Origin of the sequence: Rhodanobacter sp. OR87 (genome assembly GCF_000473345.1) — a bacterium.
GTDB lineage: Bacteria > Pseudomonadota > Gammaproteobacteria > Xanthomonadales > Rhodanobacteraceae > Rhodanobacter > Rhodanobacter denitrificans.
Genome location: NZ_AXBJ01000018.1, coordinates 38722 through 58164 on the forward strand (window position 1 = coordinate 38722; position 19443 = coordinate 58164).

The following is a 19443-nucleotide window of genomic DNA, read 5'->3' on the forward strand; positions in this document are numbered from 1 at the left end:
ACGGATCGCCGCCGATGGTCAGTCGAGGTCGAGCGTGTCCTTGCTGCCCTGGCGGCGGCGCTGTTGCTTCTGCTGGTAGCGGGCTTCGCAGCCGTCGCGCTTGACCATGGTGCAGTCCAGATAATCGGTGGCCTCGATCAGCGCCGCGCGCACCGCCTTGCTGGCCGGGGTCTTCTTGGCATGGGCGAAGTCGCCGCCGACGCCGCTGACGTAGCCGCGCAGGTTGACGCCGCCGTTGGAGCTGCGCCCTTCGACGGTGCGCGAATACACTACTTCCGAGGTCTCCGCGTCGACCACCCGCAGGTCGATCGCGACATAGGCCTTCGACTTGCCGCCGCCCACGCGGAAGCCGGCGATGTTGAGGCCGCCGGTGTTGGAGGTGTCCTCGGTGTACGCCGCGACGCTGCCGGTGACCGGGTACTGCGGGCCGGTGATGTTGCCGGTGTGCGGGCTGCTGCCTGGGCGCATGTGCGAGCAGGCGGGAAGGTCCTGCTCGGCCAGCACGGCGTCGATCTTCTGCCGCTCGTGGTGTCGTTGGTGAAGTCGATCACGGCGACGGTCATGGTCGGCGCCTCGCGCGCCATCGTGACGCCTGCGCTCAGGGTCAGGGCCAGGGCCGCGCCCGGCATGCTTGTACGGTTCACGGGTTTCATGAACTCCCCTCCAGTCGATGACGCACTGCGTTTCCCATTGGTTGTCGATCCACACTCGCCGCTGGCGGCACAAGCCGTCAGCGAAATCCGTCAACGGATGGCGGCAGGGACGACGCAAAAGGCGGTGGGGAGGCCAGCCATGAAAAAGCCCCGGACTGGCCGGGGCTTTGGGTCCAATGGCTTGCGTCGATTTACCAGCGGTACGCCACCTTGCCGTAGACGTAGGCGCCGTTGAAGCCGAACGGCGAACTCGAGCTGTACGGCAGGATGCCCGAGGTGCTGTTGGCGGCGATCACCTTGTCCGGGTATTCGTCGAACACGTTGTCCGCGCCGAGGGTGAAGGTCCACTGGTCCAGCGTGTAGTCGCCGGCCAGGTCCAGCACCCACTTGGCGGCGAAGGTCTGGTCGTTGGCCGCGTTGTTGTTCAACACGGTGAACTTGCCGTAGCGCGACAGCGTGGAGCGCAGGCCCCAGTGGCCGAGCGTCCAGTCGCCGCCGAGGGTGAACTTGTCGCGCGGCGCGCCGACCGTGATGCGGCCTTTCTCGGTGCGCCCCATACGCTGCAGGTTGAGCCCGTTCTGGGCCAGGATCGCCGGGTTCGGCCGGGTGTTGAGGATGTCGGTCTTGTTGTAGTTGTAGCCCAGCGTCAGGTTGAGCCCGCCGCCGGCCAGTTCGGTGCGCCAGCTGCCCACGATGTCGACGCCGCGGGTGCGCGTGTCCACCGCGTTGGTGAAGTAGCGCCCGCCGGTGACGCCGGGGAAGCCGTGCGCGGTGAGGTAGGTGGTAACCGCGCTGCCGGTGAGGTTCTCCGACAGCACGATGCGGTCGCCGATGCGGATCTGGTAGGCGTCGACGGTCAGCGCGGTGCGGTCGGTGGGCTGCAGCACCAGGCCCAGGCTGTAGTTGACCGATTTCTCCGCCTTCAGCGGCTCGGCGCCGAACGCGCGTCCGACCGGGCTGTTCACCGGGAACGTGCGCACCTCGTAAGGCACGCTGCTGATGAACACGGTGGAGGTGGTGGAGTAGTTCTGCTGGGCCAGCGACGGCGCGCGGAAGCCGTTCGAGGCGGTGGCGCGCAGCGCGACCTTGTCGGTGAACGCATAGCGCGCGGAGAGCTTGCCCGAGGTGGTGTTGCCAAAGTCGCTGTATTTCTCGTGGCGTACGGCCAGCGAGCCGCTCAGCTTCTGGGTAAGGTCCGCGTCCAGCTCGCCATACACGGCGTAGCTGTGGCGGCTGTTGGAGTTGGCATCGGACGGACGGAAGCCGGGGAACACCTGCGAACCGCCGCCGAAATACGAGGTGGGGTCGCCGGCGTCGATGGCGTAGTTCTCGTGGCGGTACTCGCCGCCGAACGCCAGGGTCAGCGGGCCGGCCAGGCCGCCCACGTCGAAGTCGCGCGAGAAATCCGCGTTGAGCAGTTTCTCGGTGTTGTTCAACCTGCCGGCGTAGAAGTGGGTGGGGCTGGTCGGGCCGAGCTGGGTGTTGAGGCTGTGGTTGACGTCGAACTGCAGGCTGTTCTTGCCGTAGTTGCCGCTGAGGTCCCAGTGCCAGTAGTTCGCGGTGGTGCCGCGGATGCCGGCGACGAAGGCGCGGTCCTTGGAGGCGGTGGCGATCAGCGGCAGGAAGCCGTCGGGGTAGATCGCGCGGATGTTGCGGCTGTCCAGGCCCGGACGGTAGAAGCCGGCGGATTCCGCGTTGCGATTGTTGGCGTTGGCGAACGCGTAGACGTTGACGTTCGGCGACAAGTCGTACTGGCTGTTGAGGAACACCGACTGGTGGGTGACCTCGGGGTCGCCGAAGCGCTGGTTGACGCGGGCGTAGCTGGGGTCGGCCGGGTTGCGCAGGTCCGGCCCGGCGCGGTCGGTGTAGCCGTCCTTGCCCACCGCGGCGGCCACGCGCAGCCAGCCGTCCTGGCCGAGGTGGAAGCCGATGTCGCCGCTGCCTTCGCGCTGCAGGCCGTCGCCGGCGCTGTACTGGCCCACGCTGGCGGCCACGCTGCCGCCGTCGGCGCCGTCCTTCAGCACGATGTTGACCACGCCGGCGATCGCGTCGGAGCCGTATTGCGCGGCGGCGCCGTCGCGCAGCACCTCGATGCGCTTCACCGCGGTGATCGGGATCGCGTTGAGGTCCACCGGCGAGGAGCCGCGACCCTGGGTGCCGTTGAGGTTGACGATCGCGCCGGTGTGGCGGCGCTTGCCGTTAACCAGCACCAGCACCTGGTCCGGCGACAGGCCGCGCAACTGCGCCGGGCGCGAGCCGTCGGTGCCGTCGGTGAGCGAGGGGCGCGGGAAGTTCAGCGAGGGCAGCAGGCGCGACAGCGCCGTGGCCAGCTCGGTGGTGCCGGTACCCTGCAGGTCGGCGGGGCTCAACACGTCGATCGGCGCCAGCGACTCGCCGGCGGTGCGGTTGGACACGCGCGTGCCGGTGACCACCACGGAATCGAGGTTCTTGGCCTTGGCCGGGGTGGCTTGGCTGGCATCCTGTGCGGCGACATTGCCGGCCAGGGCCAGCAGCACCGCAGCGGGAAGCCACGCCAGGGCGATCGGGTTGGAACGTTTGCTCATGGAAGCTCTCCGGTTCGTGGTTTGCCGCATCGCAGCAAATGCAGACTAGTGGTGCGCCATTGCTCCGTCAATAGACGTATAGACGTCTATCAGTCCAAATGCCGCAACGACCCCTTCGTGTGTGCTGGGGGAACATGAGTCGGCAGGCCGGCCCGGGTTCGTCCCTGATCCGCAGGCTACTACCATGGGCAAGGCGCCCGCCATGCGCCGCCTGCTACATTGAAATCCTGCCGCACACGCCGATAATGGCCTGTTGCCGGCCCCGCGATGGCCGGCGTGCCCGGAGTTCCCATGCCCATCTACGAATTCGAATGCAGCCATTGCGGTCACCGCTTCGACCGCCTGCAGAAGTTGTCCGATACCGACCCCACCGTCTGTCCCGCCTGCGATGCGCCGCACCTGCGGCGGATGGTCAGCGCACCGTCGTTCCGGCTCGCCGGCAGCGGCTGGTACGAGACCGACTTCAAGAAGAGCGGCGAGAAGAAGCACAACCTGGCCGGCGATGCCGGCCAGTCCGGCACCGCGGCGGCTGCCCCCGCGGCTGCCCCGGCGCCGGCCTCCGGCGACTCCGGAAGCAGCGCCAGCTGAACCGCTGGGATGCCCGGCCGGTTGCCGCGTTCGGACGCGGGATATGCTGATTCCGAACGACTCCGGCGCGGTGCCGGGGCGGCATGAACGAGGAGGCGGAGCATGCGGGCAGTCGGCAGGTGGGCGGTCGGGATCATCGTGGCCGGACTGGGGGGCGGCCTGCTGGGAGTGGCCCCGCCGGCGCAGGCGCAGTCGGATGCGCCGGTGCGCTGCGTGAGCAACGACGGCCACTACGCGCGCTGCGCCGTGCCGTGGCGGTACGTCGAGCTGTACAAGCAGGAGTCGAAGGCCGCCTGCCTGCGCGGCGAGAGCTGGGGCATGGACCACGGCACGCTGTGGGTCGATCGCGGCTGCCGCGGCCTGTTCGGTCCGGCCGAGCGCGATGACTACGCCTACGGCAACCGTGATCGCGGCCGTTACGACGGCCGTCCCGGCGATCGCGACGACGACGCCTGGGGCGATCGCCGGGACGAACGTTACGACGACCGCGACGACGACCGGGGCGACTGGCGCCCCGGACCCGGCTGGGATCGCCGGATCAGCCTGCAGTGCGACAGCAACCAGAAGAAATACCAGATGTGCCAGGTCGACGTGGGCCGCCACGGTCGCGTGCGGTTGGGCCGGCAGCTTTCCGACGCGAATTGCGTGGAGGGCTACAGCTGGGGCTGGAACCGCGCCGGAGTGTGGGTGGCGCACGGTTGCCGCGGCCAGTTCCTGGTCGACCGGCGCTGGTAGCGCGGCCCGCCGCGGTGCGCGGCAGTGGTAGACTTTGCGGTCTTTTCCCTTGCCTGAAGTCGCCGCGGCGACGCCGGAGTTCCAACGCATGCGCACGCATTACTGCGGCCTCATCGACGAGGCGCTGATCGGCCAGACCGTCACCCTGTGCGGCTGGGTCAACAAGATCCGCCTGCAGGCGCACGTGGCGTTCGTCGACCTGCGCGACCACGAGGGGCTGGCCCAGGTGGTGATCGATCGCGACAATCCCGCCGCGTTCGCCGTCGCCGGCGAGCTGGGCTACGAGTACTGCGTGCGCGTGACCGGCACGATCCGCCCGCGGGTGTCGGTCAACGACAAGCTGAAGACCGGTACGGTCGAGTTGCTGGCCGACACGGTGGAGGTGCTCAACGCCGCGAAGGACCTGCCGTTCGCGCTGCACGAGAACCCGAACGAGGACCTGCGGATGACCTACCGCTACCTCGACCTGCGCCGCCCCGAGATGCAGGCGATGATGCGCAAGCGCATCAAGCTGGTGCAGGCGCTGCGCCGCTACCTCGACGCGCGCGGATTCCAGGACGTGGAGACGCCGATCCTGACCAAGGCCACGCCGGAGGGCGCGCGCGACTACCTGGTGCCCAGCCGCGTGCATCCGGGCCAGTTCTACGCACTGCCGCAGTCGCCGCAGCTGTTCAAGCAGATCCTGATGGTGGCCGGCTTCGACCGCTACTACCAGATCGCCCGCTGCTTCCGCGACGAGGACCTGCGCGCCGACCGCCAGCCGGAGTTCACCCAGCTCGACCTGGAGTTCGCCTTCGTGGAAGAGAAGGACGTGCAGGACTTCGTGGAGGAACTGATCCGCCACGTTTTCCGCGAAGTGCAGAGCGTCGAGCTGGACGCGGCGTTCCCGCGCATGACCTGGATGGAGGCGATGCGCCGCTTCGGTTCGGACAAGCCGGACCTGCGCATCGCGCTGGAGCTGGTCGACGTGGCCGACGCGGTGAAGCACGTCGAGTTCAAGGTGTTCGCCGAGCCGGCCAACGACCCGGCCGGCCGCGTCGCCGCGCTGCGCGTGCCGGGCGGCAGCACGCTGTCGCGCAAGGACATCGACGGCCTGGCCGAGTACGTCGCGCGTTACGGTGCGAAGGGCCTGGCCTGGCTCAAGGTCGAGGATCTGGCCAAGGGCCGCGACGGGATCAATTCGCCGGTGGCGAAGTTCCTCGACGACGCGGCGCTGAATGGCGTGCTCAAGGCGACCGCTGCGCAGACCGGCGACATCGTGTTCTTCGGCGCCGGTGCGTGGAAGACCGTGTCCGACTTCATGGGCGCGCTGCGGCTGAAGGTCGGCAAGGATCGTGGCCTGGTCGCGGACGGCTGGAAGCCGCTGTGGGTCACCGACTTCCCGATGTTCGAGTACGACGCCGAGGAACAGCGTTTCGTGGCCCTGCATCACCCGTTCACCGCGCCGAAGGTGGATGACGCCGCCCAGCTGCGCGCCGACCCGCACAACGCGGTGAGCCGCGGCTACGACATGGTCTTGAACGGCAACGAGATCGGCGGCGGCTCGATCCGCATCCACCGCCCGGAGATGCAGAGCACGGTGTTCGAGCTGCTTGGCATCGGCGCGGAGGAGGCGGAAATGAAGTTCGGCTTCCTGCTGAAGGCACTGAAATTCGGTGCACCGCCGCATGGCGGCCTGGCCTTCGGCATCGACCGCATCGCCGCCTTGATGGCCGGCACCGAGTCGATCCGCGACGTGATCGCCTTCCCCAAGACCACCAGCGCGCAGGACCTGATGACCGATGCGCCCTCGCCGATCGCCGCGGCGCAGCTGAAGGAGCTGCACGTGCGCGTGGCGACCGACGGCGAGGCTGCCGGCTGAGCCGCCGGCAGTTGCGCTCGCGTCACGGCGGCGGTACGCCATGAGCGATCACGTGATCCTGCTGCACGGTCTGTGGATGCGCGGTTTCGCGCTGTCCATGCTGCACCGCCGGCTGATGGAGGCAGGCTTCCGTGTGCACCGCTTCGATTACCTGAGCGTGGCGGCCACCCAGCAGCGCATCCTGGACCGGTTGCAGGCACGCATGGCCGCGCTGGCCGGGGAGGCCGACGCGGTGCACCTGGTCGGCCACAGTCTGGGCGGCTTGCTGGCCTTGCGCGCCTGTCTCGACGGCACCCCGCCGCCCGGTCGCATCGTCTGCCTGGGCTCGCCGCTGAAGGGCAGCGCCGCGGCGCGCGGTTTCGCCGCCTGGGGCCGCGGCGGCGAGGTGCTGCTGGGGCACAACCGCGAACTGCTGGAACAGGGCTTCGAACGCTGGGACGGGCCGCGCGAGGTCGGCGTGATCGCCGGGCGCCTGCCGCTCGGCCTGGGCGCCATGCTCGGCCACTTCGCCGGCGAGCACGACGGCACGGTGGCAGTGGAGGAAACCCGCCTGGCGGGGGTGACTGCGCACCGCGTGGTCGAAGCAAACCACACCGGCCTGCTGTTCTCGCAGGAGGTGGCGCGACTGGTGGCGGAATTCCTGCGCCACGGCCGGTTTCCGCCCGCCGCGGCCTGAGGCGTCATGCCGCGGTTCGGTGGGGCGGCGTGGCCGGCACGCGGGCCGAATTCAGGTAAAATTGAGCGCTTGTCCACTCGCTTCGTGCAGGAATCGTCATGGGTAGAGGCCCGTCCATCGAAGGTCGCAAGAACGCCGAAGACGCCAGGCGCGCCAAGGTGTTCACCAAGCTGATCCGCGAGATCACCGTCGCCACCCGTTCCGGCGTCGCCGACCCTGGCGGCAACCCGCGCCTGCGTGCGGCAATCGACAAGGCCCTGTCGGCGAACATGACCAAGGACACCATCGAGCGCGCGATCAAGCGTGGCTCCGGCACCGACGGCGGTGCCGACATGCAGGAACTGCGCTACGAAGGCTACGGCCCGGCCGGCATCGCGCTGATCATCGAGTGCTTCACCGACAATCCCACCCGTACCGTGGCCGACGTGCGCTACGCGCTGACCAAGCATGGCGGCAACCTTGGTACCTCCGGTTCGGTGGCGTTCCAGTTCACCCGCTGCGGCGAGCTGGTGTTCGCCACCGGCGACGACGCGGCGGCCGAGGAAAAGGTGCTGGAGGCGGCGCTGGAAGCCGGCGCCGACGACGTGATCAACGAGCACGGCGAAAGCACCGTGCTGTGCACACCGGAGAGCTTCGAGGCGGTGCAGCAGGGCTTGATCGCCGCCGGGCTGAACGCCCAGCACGCCGGCGTGGTGATGCGCCCGAACAACCGCGTCGAGGTGCCGGAGGAGGCGCTGGAGCAGTTGCTCGACCTGCTGGAGAAGCTCGACGCGCTGGACGACGTAAGCGAGGTGTCGCACAACGCCGCCTTGCCGGCGGCCTCGTGACGGGATTCGTGGACCGGGGGGCGAGATTCGGTACGAGCAAAAAGTCGGGCGGTTCGGCGCGACTCCATCCACCAAAGAAGTGAAGGCGCCCGCTGTGGCTTCTCCCGAATCCCGAGTCCAAAATCCCGAATTCCGGCATGTGCGGATCATCGGCATCGACCCCGGCAGCCAGCGCACCGGCGTGGGCATCATCGACGTGGACGATGCCGGCAGGCTCAGCCACGTCTTCCACGGCGCGCTGGCGGTGGCCGGCGAGGCCAGCTTTCCGCTGCGCCTGAAACGCATCTTTGACGAACTGTGTGACATCATCGCGACCCACCAGCCGGCCGAGTGCGGGGTCGAGCGCGTGTTCATGGCGCGCAATCCGGATTCGGCGCTGAAGCTCGGACAGGCGCGCGGCGCCGCGATCTGCGCGGTGGTCAGCCAGGGGATCGTGGTGCACGAATATGCAGCAACCGAAGTGAAGCAGTCCGTGGTCGGCAGCGGTCGCGGCGACAAGACCCAGGTACAGCACATGATCGGCGTGCTGCTCGGCCTCAAGGGACCGCTGCAGGCCGATGCCGCCGATGCGCTGGCGGTGGCGGTGACGCATGCGCACACCCGCGCCAGTCTGGCCCGCGTCGGCATTCCGCGCACGGCCTGGAGGCGGCGCCGGTGATCGGGCGCCTGCGCGGCACCCTGATCGGCAAGCAGCCGCCGTCGCTGCTGGTCGAGGTCGGCGGCGTCGGCTACGAGGTCGAGGCGCCGATGTCGACCATCTACGACCTGCCGGGCCTCGGCAAGGAAGTGGTGCTGCTGATCCACCACGCGGTGAAGGAAGACAGCATCACGCTGTACGGCTTCCTGCACGAAGCCGAACGCACGCTGTTCCGCAACCTGCTGAAGGTCAGCGGGATCGGCGCGAAGATCGCGCTGGCGGTGTTGTCCGGCGTGTCCACCGACCACTTCGCGCGGCTGGTGCAGGCCGGCGACGTGGTCGCGCTGACCAAGATCCCCGGCATCGGCAAGAAGACCGCCGAGCGCATCGTGGTGGAGTTGCGCGATCGCCTCGATGGCATGTCGGGCATTCCCGGCGCCACGCCGCGTGCGGCCGGTGCGCCGCTGGATGCCACCGGCGAAGCGACCGTGGCGCTGCAGCAGCTGGGCTACAAGCCGGTCGAGGTGAGCCGGCTGGTGCAGAAGGTCGCCGCCGAGGGCGACGACGCCGAAGCGATCATCCGCAAGGCGTTGCGCGCGGCGCTCGGGGGCTGATCGTGGGCCGGCAGAACAACCCGATCGAGACTGCGTCGGACGCCCGGCGCCGGTTGCGGACGCTGGCGCTGGGCGCGATCGGCGTGGTGTTCGGCGACATCGGCACCAGCCCGCTGTACACCATGAAGGAAACCCTCGGCACGCACGGCATGACGCCGACCGAGCCGGCGGTGCTGGGCGTGCTTTCGCTGGTGTTCTGGTCGCTGATCATGGTGGTCTCGCTGAAGTACGTCACCTTCGTGATGCGTGCGGACAACAAGGGCGAGGGCGGCATCATGGCGCTGATGGCGCTGGCGCAGCGTTCGATGAGTGGCTCGGCGCGCGCGCGCTGGGTACTGGCCGGCTTCGGCATCTTCGGCGCGGCGCTGTTCTACGGCGACGGCGTGATCACCCCGGCGATCTCGGTGCTCGGCGCGGTCGAGGGCCTGCAAGTCGCTGCGCCCGGCCTGGGCAAGTACGTGGTGTGGATTGCGCTGGCGATCCTGCTCGGCATGTTCGCGGTGCAGCGGCACGGCACGCACAAGGTCGGCAAGGCGTTCGCGCCGGTGATGACGCTGTGGTTCGTGGTGCTGGCGGTGCTCGGCGTGCGCCAGATCATCGCCAACCCGCAGGTGCTGTACGCGATCAATCCGCTGCATGCGGTGCGTTTCTTCCTCAGCCACGGCAATACCTCCTTCATCGCGCTCGGCGGCGTGGTGCTGGCACTGACCGGCGCCGAGGCGCTGTATGCCGACATGGGCCACTTCGGCAAGAAGCCCATCCGGCTGGCCTGGTTCGGCTTCGTGCTGCCGGCGCTGCTGCTCAACTATTTCGGTCAGGGTGCGCTGCTGCTGGCCGATCCGCTGGCGATCTCCAGCCCGTTCTACCTGATGGTGCCCGAGTCGCTGCTGTATCCGATGATCGTGCTGTCGGCGGCGGCGGCGGTGATCGCCTCGCAGGCGGTGATCTCCGGCGCGTTCTCGATGACCCGCGAGGCGATGTCGCTGGGCTATTCGCCGCGGCTGGCGGTGGTGCACACCTCGCGCGAGATGTCCGGGCAAATCTTCGTGCCGTGGGTCAACCGGATGCTGATGGTGCTGGTGATCCTGGCGGTGCTCGGCTTCCGCAGCTCGGACAACCTGGGCGCCGCCTATGGCATCGCGGTGACCGGCACCATGACCATGACCACCTTGCTGGCGCTGGTGGTGGCGCGCAAGCGCTGGCACTGGAGCTGGCTGACGGTGGTGCTGGTCGGCGTGCTGTTCCTGATCATCGACCTGTCGTTCTTCGGCGCGAACCTGCTGAAGGTCGCGCATGGCGGCTGGTTCCCGCTGGTGCTGGGCGTGGTGCTGTTCACGGTGATGACGACCTGGCGCCGCGGCCGCGAGCTGGTGGTGCGCGAGATCAAGCAGGGCGGGCTGGCGCTGGCGCCGTTCATCGAGAACATCGCCGAGCACCCGCCGTTGCGCGTGCCGGGCACGGCGATCTTCCTCACCGCGAACCAGCATGCCGTGCCGCATGCGCTGCTGCACAACCTCAAGCACAACAAGGTGCTGCACGAACGCAACGTGCTGCTGACGGTGGAGACGCTGGAAACGCCGGTGGCCGAGGCCGACGAGCGCATCGCGATCACCCCGATGGCCGGCAACTTCTTCGGGCTGGAGCTGCGCTTCGGCTTCGCCGAGGATCCGAACATCCCGCTGGCGCTGACCCAGTGCACACGCGAGGGACTCGGCTTCGACATGATGGACACCACCTTCTTCCTGTCGCGCGAGACCATCGTGGCCGACGCACGTCGCCCCGGCATGGCGCTGTGGCGCGACAAGCTGTTCGCGTTCCTGTCGCGCAACGCGATGCCGGCCACCGCGTTCTTCCAGATCCCCGGCAACCGGCTGATCGAGCTGGGCGCGCAGGTCGAAATCTGAGCCGACCTTGTAGGAGCCCGCTTGCGGGCGATGCTCTTGCTTCGGAGCCCGCGGCGGAAAGGCATCGCCCGCAAGCGGGCTCCTACAAGTGCGTGGCCGGCCTGCCATAATGCCGGCATGACCGACCACCGCATCATCACCGCCGCCGCCCAGCTCGACGACGAGGCGCTGGAAGCCACCATCCGGCCGAAGCGGCTGGCCGAGTACCTGGGCCAGCAGGCGGTGCGCGAGCAGCTGTCGATCTACATCGAGGCGGCGAAGAAGCGCGGCGGCGCGCTGGACCACGTGCTGGTGTTCGGCCCGCCGGGGCTGGGCAAGACCACGCTCAGCCACGTGATCGCGAACGAGCTGGGGGTCAACCTGCGCTCCACCTCTGGCCCGGTGCTGGAGCGCGCCGGCGACCTGGCCGCGCTGCTGACCAACCTGGAGGCGAACGACGTGCTGTTCGTCGACGAGATCCACCGCCTGTCGCCGATCGTCGAGGAAGTGCTGTACCCGGCGATGGAGGACTTCCAGATCGACATCATGATCGGCGAAGGCCCGGCCGCGCGCTCGATCAAGCTGGACCTGCCGCCGTTCACCCTGATCGGCGCCACCACCCGCGCCGGCATGCTCACCGCGCCGCTGCGCGACCGCTTCGGCATCGTGCAGCGACTGGAGTTCTATACCGCCGACGAGCTCACCGCGATCGTGCGCCGCGCCGCGAAGATCCTCGGCATCGCCTGCGCGCCGGAAGGGGCGCAGGAAATCGCCCGTCGCTCGCGCGGCACCCCGCGCATTGCCAACCGCCTGCTGCGCCGGGTGCGCGACTACGCCGAGGTGCGTGCCGGCGGCGAGATCACCCTGGCGGCGGCGCAAGCCGCGCTGGACATGCTGAAGATCGACCCGCAGGGCTTCGACGAGCTGGACCGGCGCCTGCTTGGCCTGATCATCGAGAACTTCGACGGCGGCCCGGTCGGGGTGGAGTCGCTGGCCGCTGCGCTGAGCGAGGATCGGGGCACGCTGGAGGACGTGGTCGAGCCGTACCTGATCCAGCAGGGCTATCTGATCCGTACCGCCCGTGGCCGCATGGTCAGCGCCAGAGGGTGGCGCCACCTGGGACTGACCCCACCGCCGCGGCAGGCGCCGCCCGCCGACCTGTTCGATGCCGGAACCGACGATGCCTGAATCCGCTCCCGAACCGCCCTTCAGCTGGAACGTACGGGTCTACTGGGAAGACACCGACGCCGGCGGCGTGGTCTACCACGCCGGCTACCTGCGCTTCATGGAGCGCGCCCGCAGCGAGTGGATGCGGGCGCTGGGCGTCGACCAGATGGCCTTCAAGCAGGCCACCGGGCTGGCCTTCATGGTGCGCGACATGCACATCGACTTCCTCAGGCCCGCCCTGCTGGATGATGAACTGTCGGTAACGGTCGAAGTCAAAGAACGGCGCGCAGCCAGTATCCTGTTCGCCCAGACGATCACGAAGAAGGACGGCAGCTGCCTGATCCGCGCCAGCGTGCGGGTGGCCTGCGTCGACCTCCAGCGCATGCGGCCGGCGCCGATTCCGGCCGACCTGATCCCGCAACCCGCACCTCAAGACAACCCAAGCCGATAGGCGGAGAACCTGCAAGCAATGAACGGTGGACTGAATGTTTTCACGCTGATCGCGGATTCGAGCGTGCCGGTAAAACTGGTGCTGCTGATCCTGCTGGTGTTCTCGTTCCTGTCCTGGGTCATCATCATCCGCAAGTACTCGCAGACCAAGGCGGCGATGGAGAATGCCGAGGAATTCGAGGAACGCTTCTGGTCCGGCGGCGATCTGGCCCAGTTGTTCCGCGAGGTCAGCAACCGCCACGGCGGCACCGGCGGCATCGAGAACATCTTCGAGTCGGGCTTCCGCGAATTCGCCCGCCAGCGCCAGCGCAAGACGCACGATACGCGCAGCGCCATCGAGGGCTCCGAGCGCGCCATGCAGGTGGCCGGCACGCGCGAGATCGGCCTGCTCGAGCGCAACCTGGAGTTCCTCGCCAACGTCGGCTCGATCAGCCCGTACGTCGGCCTGTTCGGCACCGTGTGGGGCATCATGGGCGCGTTCCAGGGCCTGGGCGAGATGAAGGACGTGACCATCGCGGTGGTCGCGCCGCACATCTCCGAGGCGCTGATCGCCACCGCGATGGGCCTGTTCGCGGCGATCCCGGCGCAGTGGGCGTACAACCGCTACGCCACCAAGGTCGAGCGCATCGCCTCGCGCTACGACGTGTTCCAGGAAGAGTTCTCCTCGGTACTGCAGCGGCAGATCCAGACCGACGACGTCGCCTGAGCGGAGAGCAGCCATGCGAACCTCCGGGCGCCAGCGGCGCTACAAGCTCAAATCCGAAATCAACGTGGTGCCGTACATCGACGTGATGCTGGTGCTGCTGATCATCTTCATGGTCACCACGCCGATGATGAACTCCAGCGTCGACGTGCAGCTGCCGCAGGCCAACGCCAAGTCGCTGCAGCAGAAGAAAGACCCGGTGCTGGTCTCGGTGCTGCAGGACGGCCAGCTCTACCTGACCCTGAGCGGGGCGAAGAAGGAACTGGTCGATGCCGACACGCTCAAGCTCAAGGTAGGCGCGTTCGTGCGCGAGAACCCCGAGGTCAGCGTGCTGGTTGGCGGCGACGAGCGCGGCAGCTACGGCGGCGTGTTCAAGGTGCTGGCCGACCTGCAGCAGGCCGGGGTGGCCAAGGTCGGCCTGATGGGCCAGCCGGGCGAGCCGGCCGGCCAGGGCAAGAGCCCCTCCGATGGACGAAAGTAAGGCGACGCCGAAGGCGGTCGTACTTTCCGCCATCCTGCACATCGGCATCGTGGGGTTCCTGTTCCTCGCGGTGCTGCCGTGCTCGACCTACGAGAACGTGTTCAACGCGCTGCACCTGCCGGCGTGGATGAACCCGATCACCTGTTCGAAGCCGCTGGAACTGCAGGGGCCGATCATCGAGGCCACCCTGATCGGCCCCACCGGTAGCCCGCCGCCGAAGGCGGTCAAGGCCAAGCCGGTGCCCGACTCCACCCCGCCGCCGCCCACCGTGCCGCCGCCGACGCCGCCCAAGATCGAGGCGCCGGAGGTGAAGACGCTGCCGCCGCCGCCCAAGCAGCCCGACCTCAAGGATCAGGAGCGGGTGGTGGAGGAGGCTGCGCTGAAGGCTGAGGAGGCCAAGCAGCTGCAGGAGGAAAAGCAGCGCCAGCGGCAGGCCGAGCTGGATGCGCAGGCGGTCAAGCAGAAGCAGGAAAAGCAGAAGCAGATCGAGGACCTGTTCGCCAAGATGGACGCTGCCGCGCAGCAGACGCGCAAGCTCGACAACAAGGCCAAACAGGCCAAGCAGCAGTTGGAGGATCTGAAGAACGCCCAGGACAATGGCGCCCCGGACCTGCCCAACGCGGCGCAACGCCAGACCGGCAACAACAGCCCGAACAGCAACCTCGCCGACGAATATGCAGCGGCCATTCAGAATGCGGTCACGCCGAACTGGTTAAGGCCGGATAACATACCGGCAGTTCCGTGTCAGGTTCATATCGTGCAGTCGCCCGGCGGTGACGTGATGAGTGCCACCGTCGATTCCAGCTGTCCGTACGACGATGCCGGCCGGCGTTCGGTCGAGAATGCGGTATTGCGCACCAAGACCTTGCCGTACAAGGGTTTCGAAAGCGTGTTCCAGCGCAACCTCACCTTCACCTTCAGGCCGCAATGATCAAGCCCATGCGCAAATTCAGCCCAAGCTTCGCCGCCATCCTGTTGGCCGTGGTGGCGTTGTTCGCCGGCCCGGCCGCTGCCCAGTCGCTGAATGTCGACATCGTCGGCGGCGTCAAGACCGCCACCCCGATCGTGGTGGTGCCGTTCGCCCAGGCCGGCGGCGCACCGCTGTCGACCGACGTCGCCGACGTGATGCGCAACGACTTCAACCGTTCTGGCAAGTTCCGCTCGCTGGCCAAGAGCGACATCGTGGAGTTCCCCTCCAGGGGCCAGGACATCAAGTTCCCGACCTGGCGGTTGCTCAAGCAGGACTATATCGTGGTCGGCAACATCACCGACGCCGGCAACGGCATGGTGCAGGTTGAATACGAGCTGTGGGACGTCAACAAGCAGCAGAGCCTGCTGCACCAGCAGATGCCGCCGACCCCGCTGGGCGACCTGCGCGGGGTGGCGCACCAGATCGCGGACATCATCTACCAGAAGATCACCGGCGTGCGCGGCGCGTTCTGGACCCGCATCGCCTACATCACGGCGGTGGGCCTGGGCAACCACACCACCTATTCGCTGATCGTGGCGGATTCGGACGGCTACAACCCGCAGGTGGTGGCGCGCTCGAAGGAATCGCTGCTGACCCCGGCGTGGTCGCCGGATGGCCGCAAGCTTGCCTACGTCTCGTTCGAGAGCGGCAATTCGTCGATCTACGTGCAGGACATCACCACCGGCTCGCGGCAACTGGTGGAATCCCACCCGCGGGGCATCAACGGTGCGCCGGCGTGGTCGCCGGACGGCAGCAAGCTGGCGGTGGCGCTGTCCTACGTCGGCAACCTGGAGCTGTTCGTGCTGGACGTGGCCAGTCGCCGCGAAACCCGGCTGACCAACAGCCTTTCGATCGACACCGAGCCGGTCTGGGCGCCGGACGGCCAGAGCATCTATTTCACCTCCGACCGTTCCGGCCGGCCGCAGATCTACCAGGTCCCGGCCAGCGGCGGCACGCCGCAGCGGATCAGCTTCCAGGGCCAGAGCAATCTGAATGCCGACGTGAGCTACGACGGCAAGCAGATCGCCATGGTGCAGGGCAACGGGAACGTGTATCGTATTGCCATCATGGATCGCAGCCTGGGTGACCAGGTGCGTTTCCTCTCGCCGGGCCCGATCGACGAGTCCCCGAGTTTTGCTCCGAATGCCAGCATGCTGCTGTATGCCGCTACCGAAGGACGTCGCGGCGTGCTGTATGCCGTATCGGCTGACGGTCTGGTTCGCCAGCGCCTCGTGCTTTCCGATGGCGACGTGCGCGAGCCCGCCTGGGGGCCGTACCGGCAACGTTGATTTTCCAGGCTGCTGCACGCGAGTGCGGCAGCCTGATGCCCAGGGAGTGGGCCCGAACGGCGCCGCGAGGCGCGTTTCGGTTTCCGGCTGTGGCGCTTTGCCGCGTCAAAAGCCAGTCAGGGCGATGGTGCAGTATCACGTATCGTCGATCTTTCAAGTGTCAAAATAACAGCCGGACAACCGGCGTCAGCTGTCCCGTAACCTCAGTCGTCATCGTTTGTCGGAACTCAACCCGTAAGGAACGTCACCATGAATAAGACCGTTCGCGTCGCCCTGGTTGCCCTGCTCTGCGTAGGCGCGGCCGCTTGCTCCAAGAAGCAGGAAGTCAAACCCCAGCCCGCCCCGGAGCAGGCTGCTCCGGCCCAGGCACCCGTCTCCGACGGCAAGTACACCCCCGCCGACCTCGATACCGATGCCTGCCTGCGTCAGCGCGTCGTGTACTTCGACTTCGACAAGACCGAGATCAAGCCGGAGTTCCAGCAGATCATGGCGTGCCACGCCAAGTACCTGCAGGATCGCCCGACCTCGCACATCCGTCTCGAAGGCAACGCCGACGAGCGCGGTTCGCGCGAGTACAACCTCGGCCTCGGCGAGCGCCGCGGCAATGCCGTCTCCGACGCGCTGCAGGCGAACGGCGGCTCGGCCAGCCAGCTGGAAGTGATCAGCTACGGCAAGGAAAAGCCGGTGTGCCGTGAGCACAACGAGGATTGCTGGAGCAAGAACCGCCGCGTCGAGATCGTCTACACGGCGCAGTAATGATGAAGCGACTGGCTAACAGCTTTGCAGCCAGGTGCAGCATGGCGGGCGCGATCGCGTCCGCCATGCTGTTCGCGTTCCCGGCCTTCGCGCAGGACTCGCGGTTGAGCCTCGCCGATCGCGTCGCGCGGCTGGAACAGCAGGCACAGAACAAGGACCAGTCCGGTACCGGCCTGGTCAACCAGATGCAGCAGCTGCAGGCCCAGGTGCAGCAGTTGCAGGGGCAGGTCGAAGAGCTGCAGCACCAGTTGCAGACGCTCGACGACAAGAACAAGGCCCAGTACACCGACCTCGACGCCCGCCTCGGGCGCCTCGAGGGTGGCCGTGCGGGTGCCGCCGCCGCGGCAGGCAGCAACCCGCAGGCGCAGGCCGGCAACCCGGCAGCGGCAGCGAGCGTCGTTGCCGCCGCCAATCCGGCGGCTGGCCGACCGGCCGCGAATGCGGGCAGCAACAGCGCCACCGCCGGCGATCCGGCCGCGGCCCAGACCGCCTACGACGTGGCCTTCAAGGCGATTCGCGCGGGCAATTATGTGGAAGCCTCGCGCGAGTTCCGCAGCTTCATCCAGCAGTATCCGAACCATGCGCTGGCGCCGAACGCCTGGTACTGGCTCGGCGAGTCGTACTACGCCACCACCAACTACCCGGTGGCGCTGGAATCGTTCCAGCAGTTGCTCAGCCAGTTTCCGCAGAGCGACAAGGCACCCGACGCGCTGCTCAAGGTCGGCTACAGCCAGCTGGAACTCAAGCAGACCGCGGCAGCGAAAGCCACGCTGACCCAGGTTGCCAGCAAATACCCGGGCTCCAAGGCGGCCAGCCTGGCCCAGGAACGCCTGCAGCGCCTGCAACTGCAGTCGGGCAACTGAGTAGGTAGCGGATGAGCGGCGATGACGCGCGCAAGGCGTCCGGCACGCCTGCCGCGGCGGTTGCCGAGCGGCTGCGCATCACCGAGATCTTCCATTCGATCCAGGGCGAAGCCGACGCGATCGGCTGGCGCACCGTGTTCGTGCGCCTCACCGGCTGCCCGCTGCGCTGCGTCTGGTGCGATACCGAGTATTCGTTCTACGGCGGCAACTGGCACGCGATCGACGATATCCTCGCCGAGGTCGCCACGCACGGCGCGAAGCACGTCTGCGTGACCGGCGGCGAGCCGCTGGCGCAGAAGCGCTGCCTGATCCTGCTGCGCCGGCTGTGCGATGCGGGCTACGAGGTTTCGCTGGAAACCTCCGGCGCGCTGGACGTTTCTGCGGTCGACCCGCGCGTGCGCAAGGTGATGGATCTCAAGGCGCCCGGCTCCGGCGAAAGCGCGCGCAACCTGTGGTCGAACCTCGACCACCTGTTGCCGCATGACCAGATCAAGATTGTCCTCGCCAGCCGCGCCGACTACGAATGGGCGCGTGCGGTGCTGGCCGAGCATGCGTTGGCGGATCGCTGCATGGTGCTGTTCTCGTCGGTCTGGGGCAAGGTCGAGCCGCGTGAGCTGGCCGAGTGGATCATCGCCGACAAGCTGCCGGTGCGTTTCCAGTTGCAACTGCACAAGCTGCTGTGGAGCGACGCACGAGGGAAATAGGCGAGAAGTGAGTGCAGAGGAATGAGAGGTGAGCGGCAAGCGCGCCGTGCACGCTCACTCCTCACTCCTCTCCACGCACTCCTGTTTTACGCGCCGTGGCCTGTGTCGCTGCATGCGCTTTCCGGCCGGTGACCGGCTGTACCCCAGTGGATGAACCCCATGTCTGAAACACCTCCCCGCAAGGCCGTCGTGCTCGTCTCCGGCGGCATGGATTCGGCCGTTACCATCGCCATCGCGCGAGAGCAGGGTTACCAGGTGCATGCGCTGAGCGTGGCCTACGGCCAGCGCCACAGCTCGGAGCTGGCTGCATCCGACCGCGTGGCGAAGATGCTCGGTGCGATCGAGCACAAGACCGTCGGCATCGACCTGCGCAGTATCGGCGGCTCCGCGCTGACCGCCGACATCGACGTGCCGCTGGATACCGCCGACAGCGACGCCATTCCGGTGACCTACGTGCCGGCGCGCAACACCATCATGCTGTCGATCGCGCTGGGCTGGGCCGAGGTGCTCGGCTCCAGCGACATCTGGTGCGGGGTCAACGCGGTCGACTACTCGGGCTATCCGGATTGCCGCCCCGCTTTCATCGCGGCGTTCGAGCAATTGGCCAATGTCGCCACGAAGGCCGGTGTGGAAGGCGCCGGCATCCGCATCCACGCGCCGCTGATGCGCATGAGCAAGGCCGACATTGCGCGCGAAGGCCAGCGCCTCGGCGTGGACTTCTCCGCCACGGTCAGCTGCTACCAGGCCGACAGTGATGGTCGCGCCTGTGGCCATTGCGATGCCTGCAGGTTGCGCGCGCAGGGCTTCCGCGAGGCGGGGCTGGCCGATCCCACGCGCTACGCCTGAGCGCCGGGCGCGCTTGCTTGTGCCGCTGTCGCCCAGCCCGTAAAATTGACCGCTTGAGTTTTGCCATGACGGGTCGTTAGCTCAGTTGGTAGAGCAGTAGACTTTTAATCTATTGGTCCCGGGTTCGAGTCCCGGACGACCCACCAGTTTTCAGAGCGCCCCAATGGGCGCTTTTT

20 protein-coding genes and 1 tRNA gene are annotated in these 19443 nt (G+C 67.7%); 19 read left to right on the plus strand and 2 right to left on the minus strand.

The genetic code is table 11. The features are described 5' to 3' along the window. Window positions 1-18 precede the first annotated feature (18 nt). Both RHOOR87_RS19275 and RHOOR87_RS0113750 read right to left on the minus strand, forming a co-directional pair. On the minus strand, window positions 19-504 hold the full coding sequence (locus tag RHOOR87_RS19275; RefSeq protein WP_231378426.1) for a CsgG/HfaB family protein: 486 nt from the start codon (window positions 502-504) through the stop codon (window positions 19-21). A gap of 340 nt (window positions 505-844) precedes the next feature. Further along, entirely contained in the window at window positions 845-3217 is a 2373-nt protein-coding gene (locus tag RHOOR87_RS0113750) for a TonB-dependent receptor (RefSeq protein WP_015446891.1), read from the minus strand. Window positions 3218-3508: 291 nt separating this feature from the next. Here RHOOR87_RS0113750 and RHOOR87_RS0113755 point away from each other — a divergent pair, with 291 nt between their 5' ends. From RHOOR87_RS0113755 to RHOOR87_RS0113845, 19 genes are all read left to right on the plus strand, one after another. After that, window positions 3509-3805 (plus strand): zinc ribbon domain-containing protein, encoded by a 297-nt coding sequence (locus RHOOR87_RS0113755; RefSeq protein ID WP_007507329.1) that lies wholly within the window; start codon window positions 3509-3511, stop codon window positions 3803-3805. 102 nt (window positions 3806-3907) lie between these two features. Beyond that, window positions 3908-4540 carry a DUF3011 domain-containing protein gene (locus RHOOR87_RS0113760; RefSeq protein ID WP_027485340.1) on the plus strand — a complete coding sequence of 211 codons (633 nt, stop codon included), beginning with the start codon at window positions 3908-3910 and terminating at the stop codon, window positions 4538-4540. 88 nt (window positions 4541-4628) lie between these two features. Continuing rightward, window positions 4629-6401 carry an aspartate--tRNA ligase gene (aspS, locus tag RHOOR87_RS0113765; protein ID WP_027485341.1) on the plus strand — a complete coding sequence of 591 codons (1773 nt, stop codon included), beginning with the start codon at window positions 4629-4631 and terminating at the stop codon, window positions 6399-6401. Between the two features lie 40 nt (window positions 6402-6441). Then, window positions 6442-7077, plus strand: coding sequence for an alpha/beta fold hydrolase (locus RHOOR87_RS0113770; RefSeq protein ID WP_007507324.1), 636 nt, complete (start codon window positions 6442-6444; stop codon window positions 7075-7077). A 98-nt stretch (window positions 7078-7175) separates the two neighbouring features. Further along, window positions 7176-7904, plus strand: coding sequence for a YebC/PmpR family DNA-binding transcriptional regulator (locus RHOOR87_RS0113775; RefSeq protein ID WP_007507322.1), 729 nt, complete (start codon window positions 7176-7178; stop codon window positions 7902-7904). A 139-nt stretch (window positions 7905-8043) separates the two neighbouring features. Beyond that, a complete protein-coding gene (gene ruvC / locus RHOOR87_RS0113780; protein ID WP_007507320.1) occupies window positions 8044-8562 on the plus strand; it encodes a crossover junction endodeoxyribonuclease RuvC in 519 nt (172 codons plus the stop codon). Continuing rightward, window positions 8559-9155 (plus strand): Holliday junction branch migration protein RuvA, encoded by a 597-nt coding sequence (ruvA, locus tag RHOOR87_RS0113785; protein WP_027485342.1) that lies wholly within the window; start codon window positions 8559-8561, stop codon window positions 9153-9155. Before ruvC ends, ruvA begins: the two co-directional genes overlap by 4 nt. A 2-nt stretch (window positions 9156-9157) precedes the next feature. Next, window positions 9158-11059: a potassium transporter Kup gene (locus tag RHOOR87_RS0113790; protein ID WP_015446897.1), complete on the plus strand. Its 1902-nt coding sequence runs from the start codon at window positions 9158-9160 to the stop codon at window positions 11057-11059. 117 nt (window positions 11060-11176) lie between these two features. After that, the gene (gene ruvB, locus RHOOR87_RS0113795; RefSeq protein ID WP_007507315.1) at window positions 11177-12226 is read left to right on the plus strand and encodes a Holliday junction branch migration DNA helicase RuvB; all 1050 of its coding nucleotides are present in this window, start codon (window positions 11177-11179) and stop codon (window positions 12224-12226) included. Next, window positions 12219-12656 carry a tol-pal system-associated acyl-CoA thioesterase gene (gene ybgC / locus RHOOR87_RS0113800; RefSeq protein ID WP_007507313.1) on the plus strand — a complete coding sequence of 146 codons (438 nt, stop codon included), beginning with the start codon at window positions 12219-12221 and terminating at the stop codon, window positions 12654-12656. Before ruvB ends, ybgC begins: the two co-directional genes overlap by 8 nt. A gap of 18 nt (window positions 12657-12674) precedes the next feature. Next, window positions 12675-13361, plus strand: coding sequence for a protein TolQ (gene tolQ / locus RHOOR87_RS0113805; protein ID WP_007507311.1), 687 nt, complete (start codon window positions 12675-12677; stop codon window positions 13359-13361). Window positions 13362-13374: 13 nt separating this feature from the next. Further along, window positions 13375-13839 (plus strand): protein TolR, encoded by a 465-nt coding sequence (gene tolR / locus RHOOR87_RS0113810; RefSeq protein WP_007507310.1) that lies wholly within the window; start codon window positions 13375-13377, stop codon window positions 13837-13839. Then, window positions 13826-14770 carry a cell envelope integrity protein TolA gene (locus RHOOR87_RS0113815; protein WP_015446901.1) on the plus strand — a complete coding sequence of 315 codons (945 nt, stop codon included), beginning with the start codon at window positions 13826-13828 and terminating at the stop codon, window positions 14768-14770. The genes tolR and RHOOR87_RS0113815 overlap by 14 nt, the downstream gene beginning before the upstream one ends. Window positions 14771-14778: 8 nt before the next feature. Further along, window positions 14779-16098: a Tol-Pal system beta propeller repeat protein TolB gene (gene tolB / locus RHOOR87_RS0113820; protein ID WP_007507306.1), complete on the plus strand. Its 1320-nt coding sequence runs from the start codon at window positions 14779-14781 to the stop codon at window positions 16096-16098. 249 nt (window positions 16099-16347) lie between these two features. Continuing rightward, a complete protein-coding gene (pal, locus tag RHOOR87_RS0113825; RefSeq protein WP_007507303.1) occupies window positions 16348-16854 on the plus strand; it encodes a peptidoglycan-associated lipoprotein Pal in 507 nt (168 codons plus the stop codon). Window positions 16855-16895: 41 nt separating this feature from the next. Further along, window positions 16896-17717, plus strand: a complete 822-nt coding sequence (gene ybgF / locus RHOOR87_RS0113830) for a tol-pal system protein YbgF (RefSeq protein ID WP_043795622.1) — start codon at window positions 16896-16898, stop codon at window positions 17715-17717. Window positions 17718-17728: 11 nt separating this feature from the next. Then, window positions 17729-18421, plus strand: coding sequence for a 7-carboxy-7-deazaguanine synthase QueE (gene queE, locus RHOOR87_RS0113835; RefSeq protein ID WP_007507299.1), 693 nt, complete (start codon window positions 17729-17731; stop codon window positions 18419-18421). Between the two features lie 159 nt (window positions 18422-18580). Further along, window positions 18581-19267 carry a 7-cyano-7-deazaguanine synthase QueC gene (queC, locus tag RHOOR87_RS0113840; protein WP_015446905.1) on the plus strand — a complete coding sequence of 229 codons (687 nt, stop codon included), beginning with the start codon at window positions 18581-18583 and terminating at the stop codon, window positions 19265-19267. Between the two features lie 70 nt (window positions 19268-19337). Further along, window positions 19338-19413: transfer RNA gene (locus RHOOR87_RS0113845), tRNA-Lys, on the plus strand. Window positions 19414-19443 lie beyond the last annotated feature (30 nt).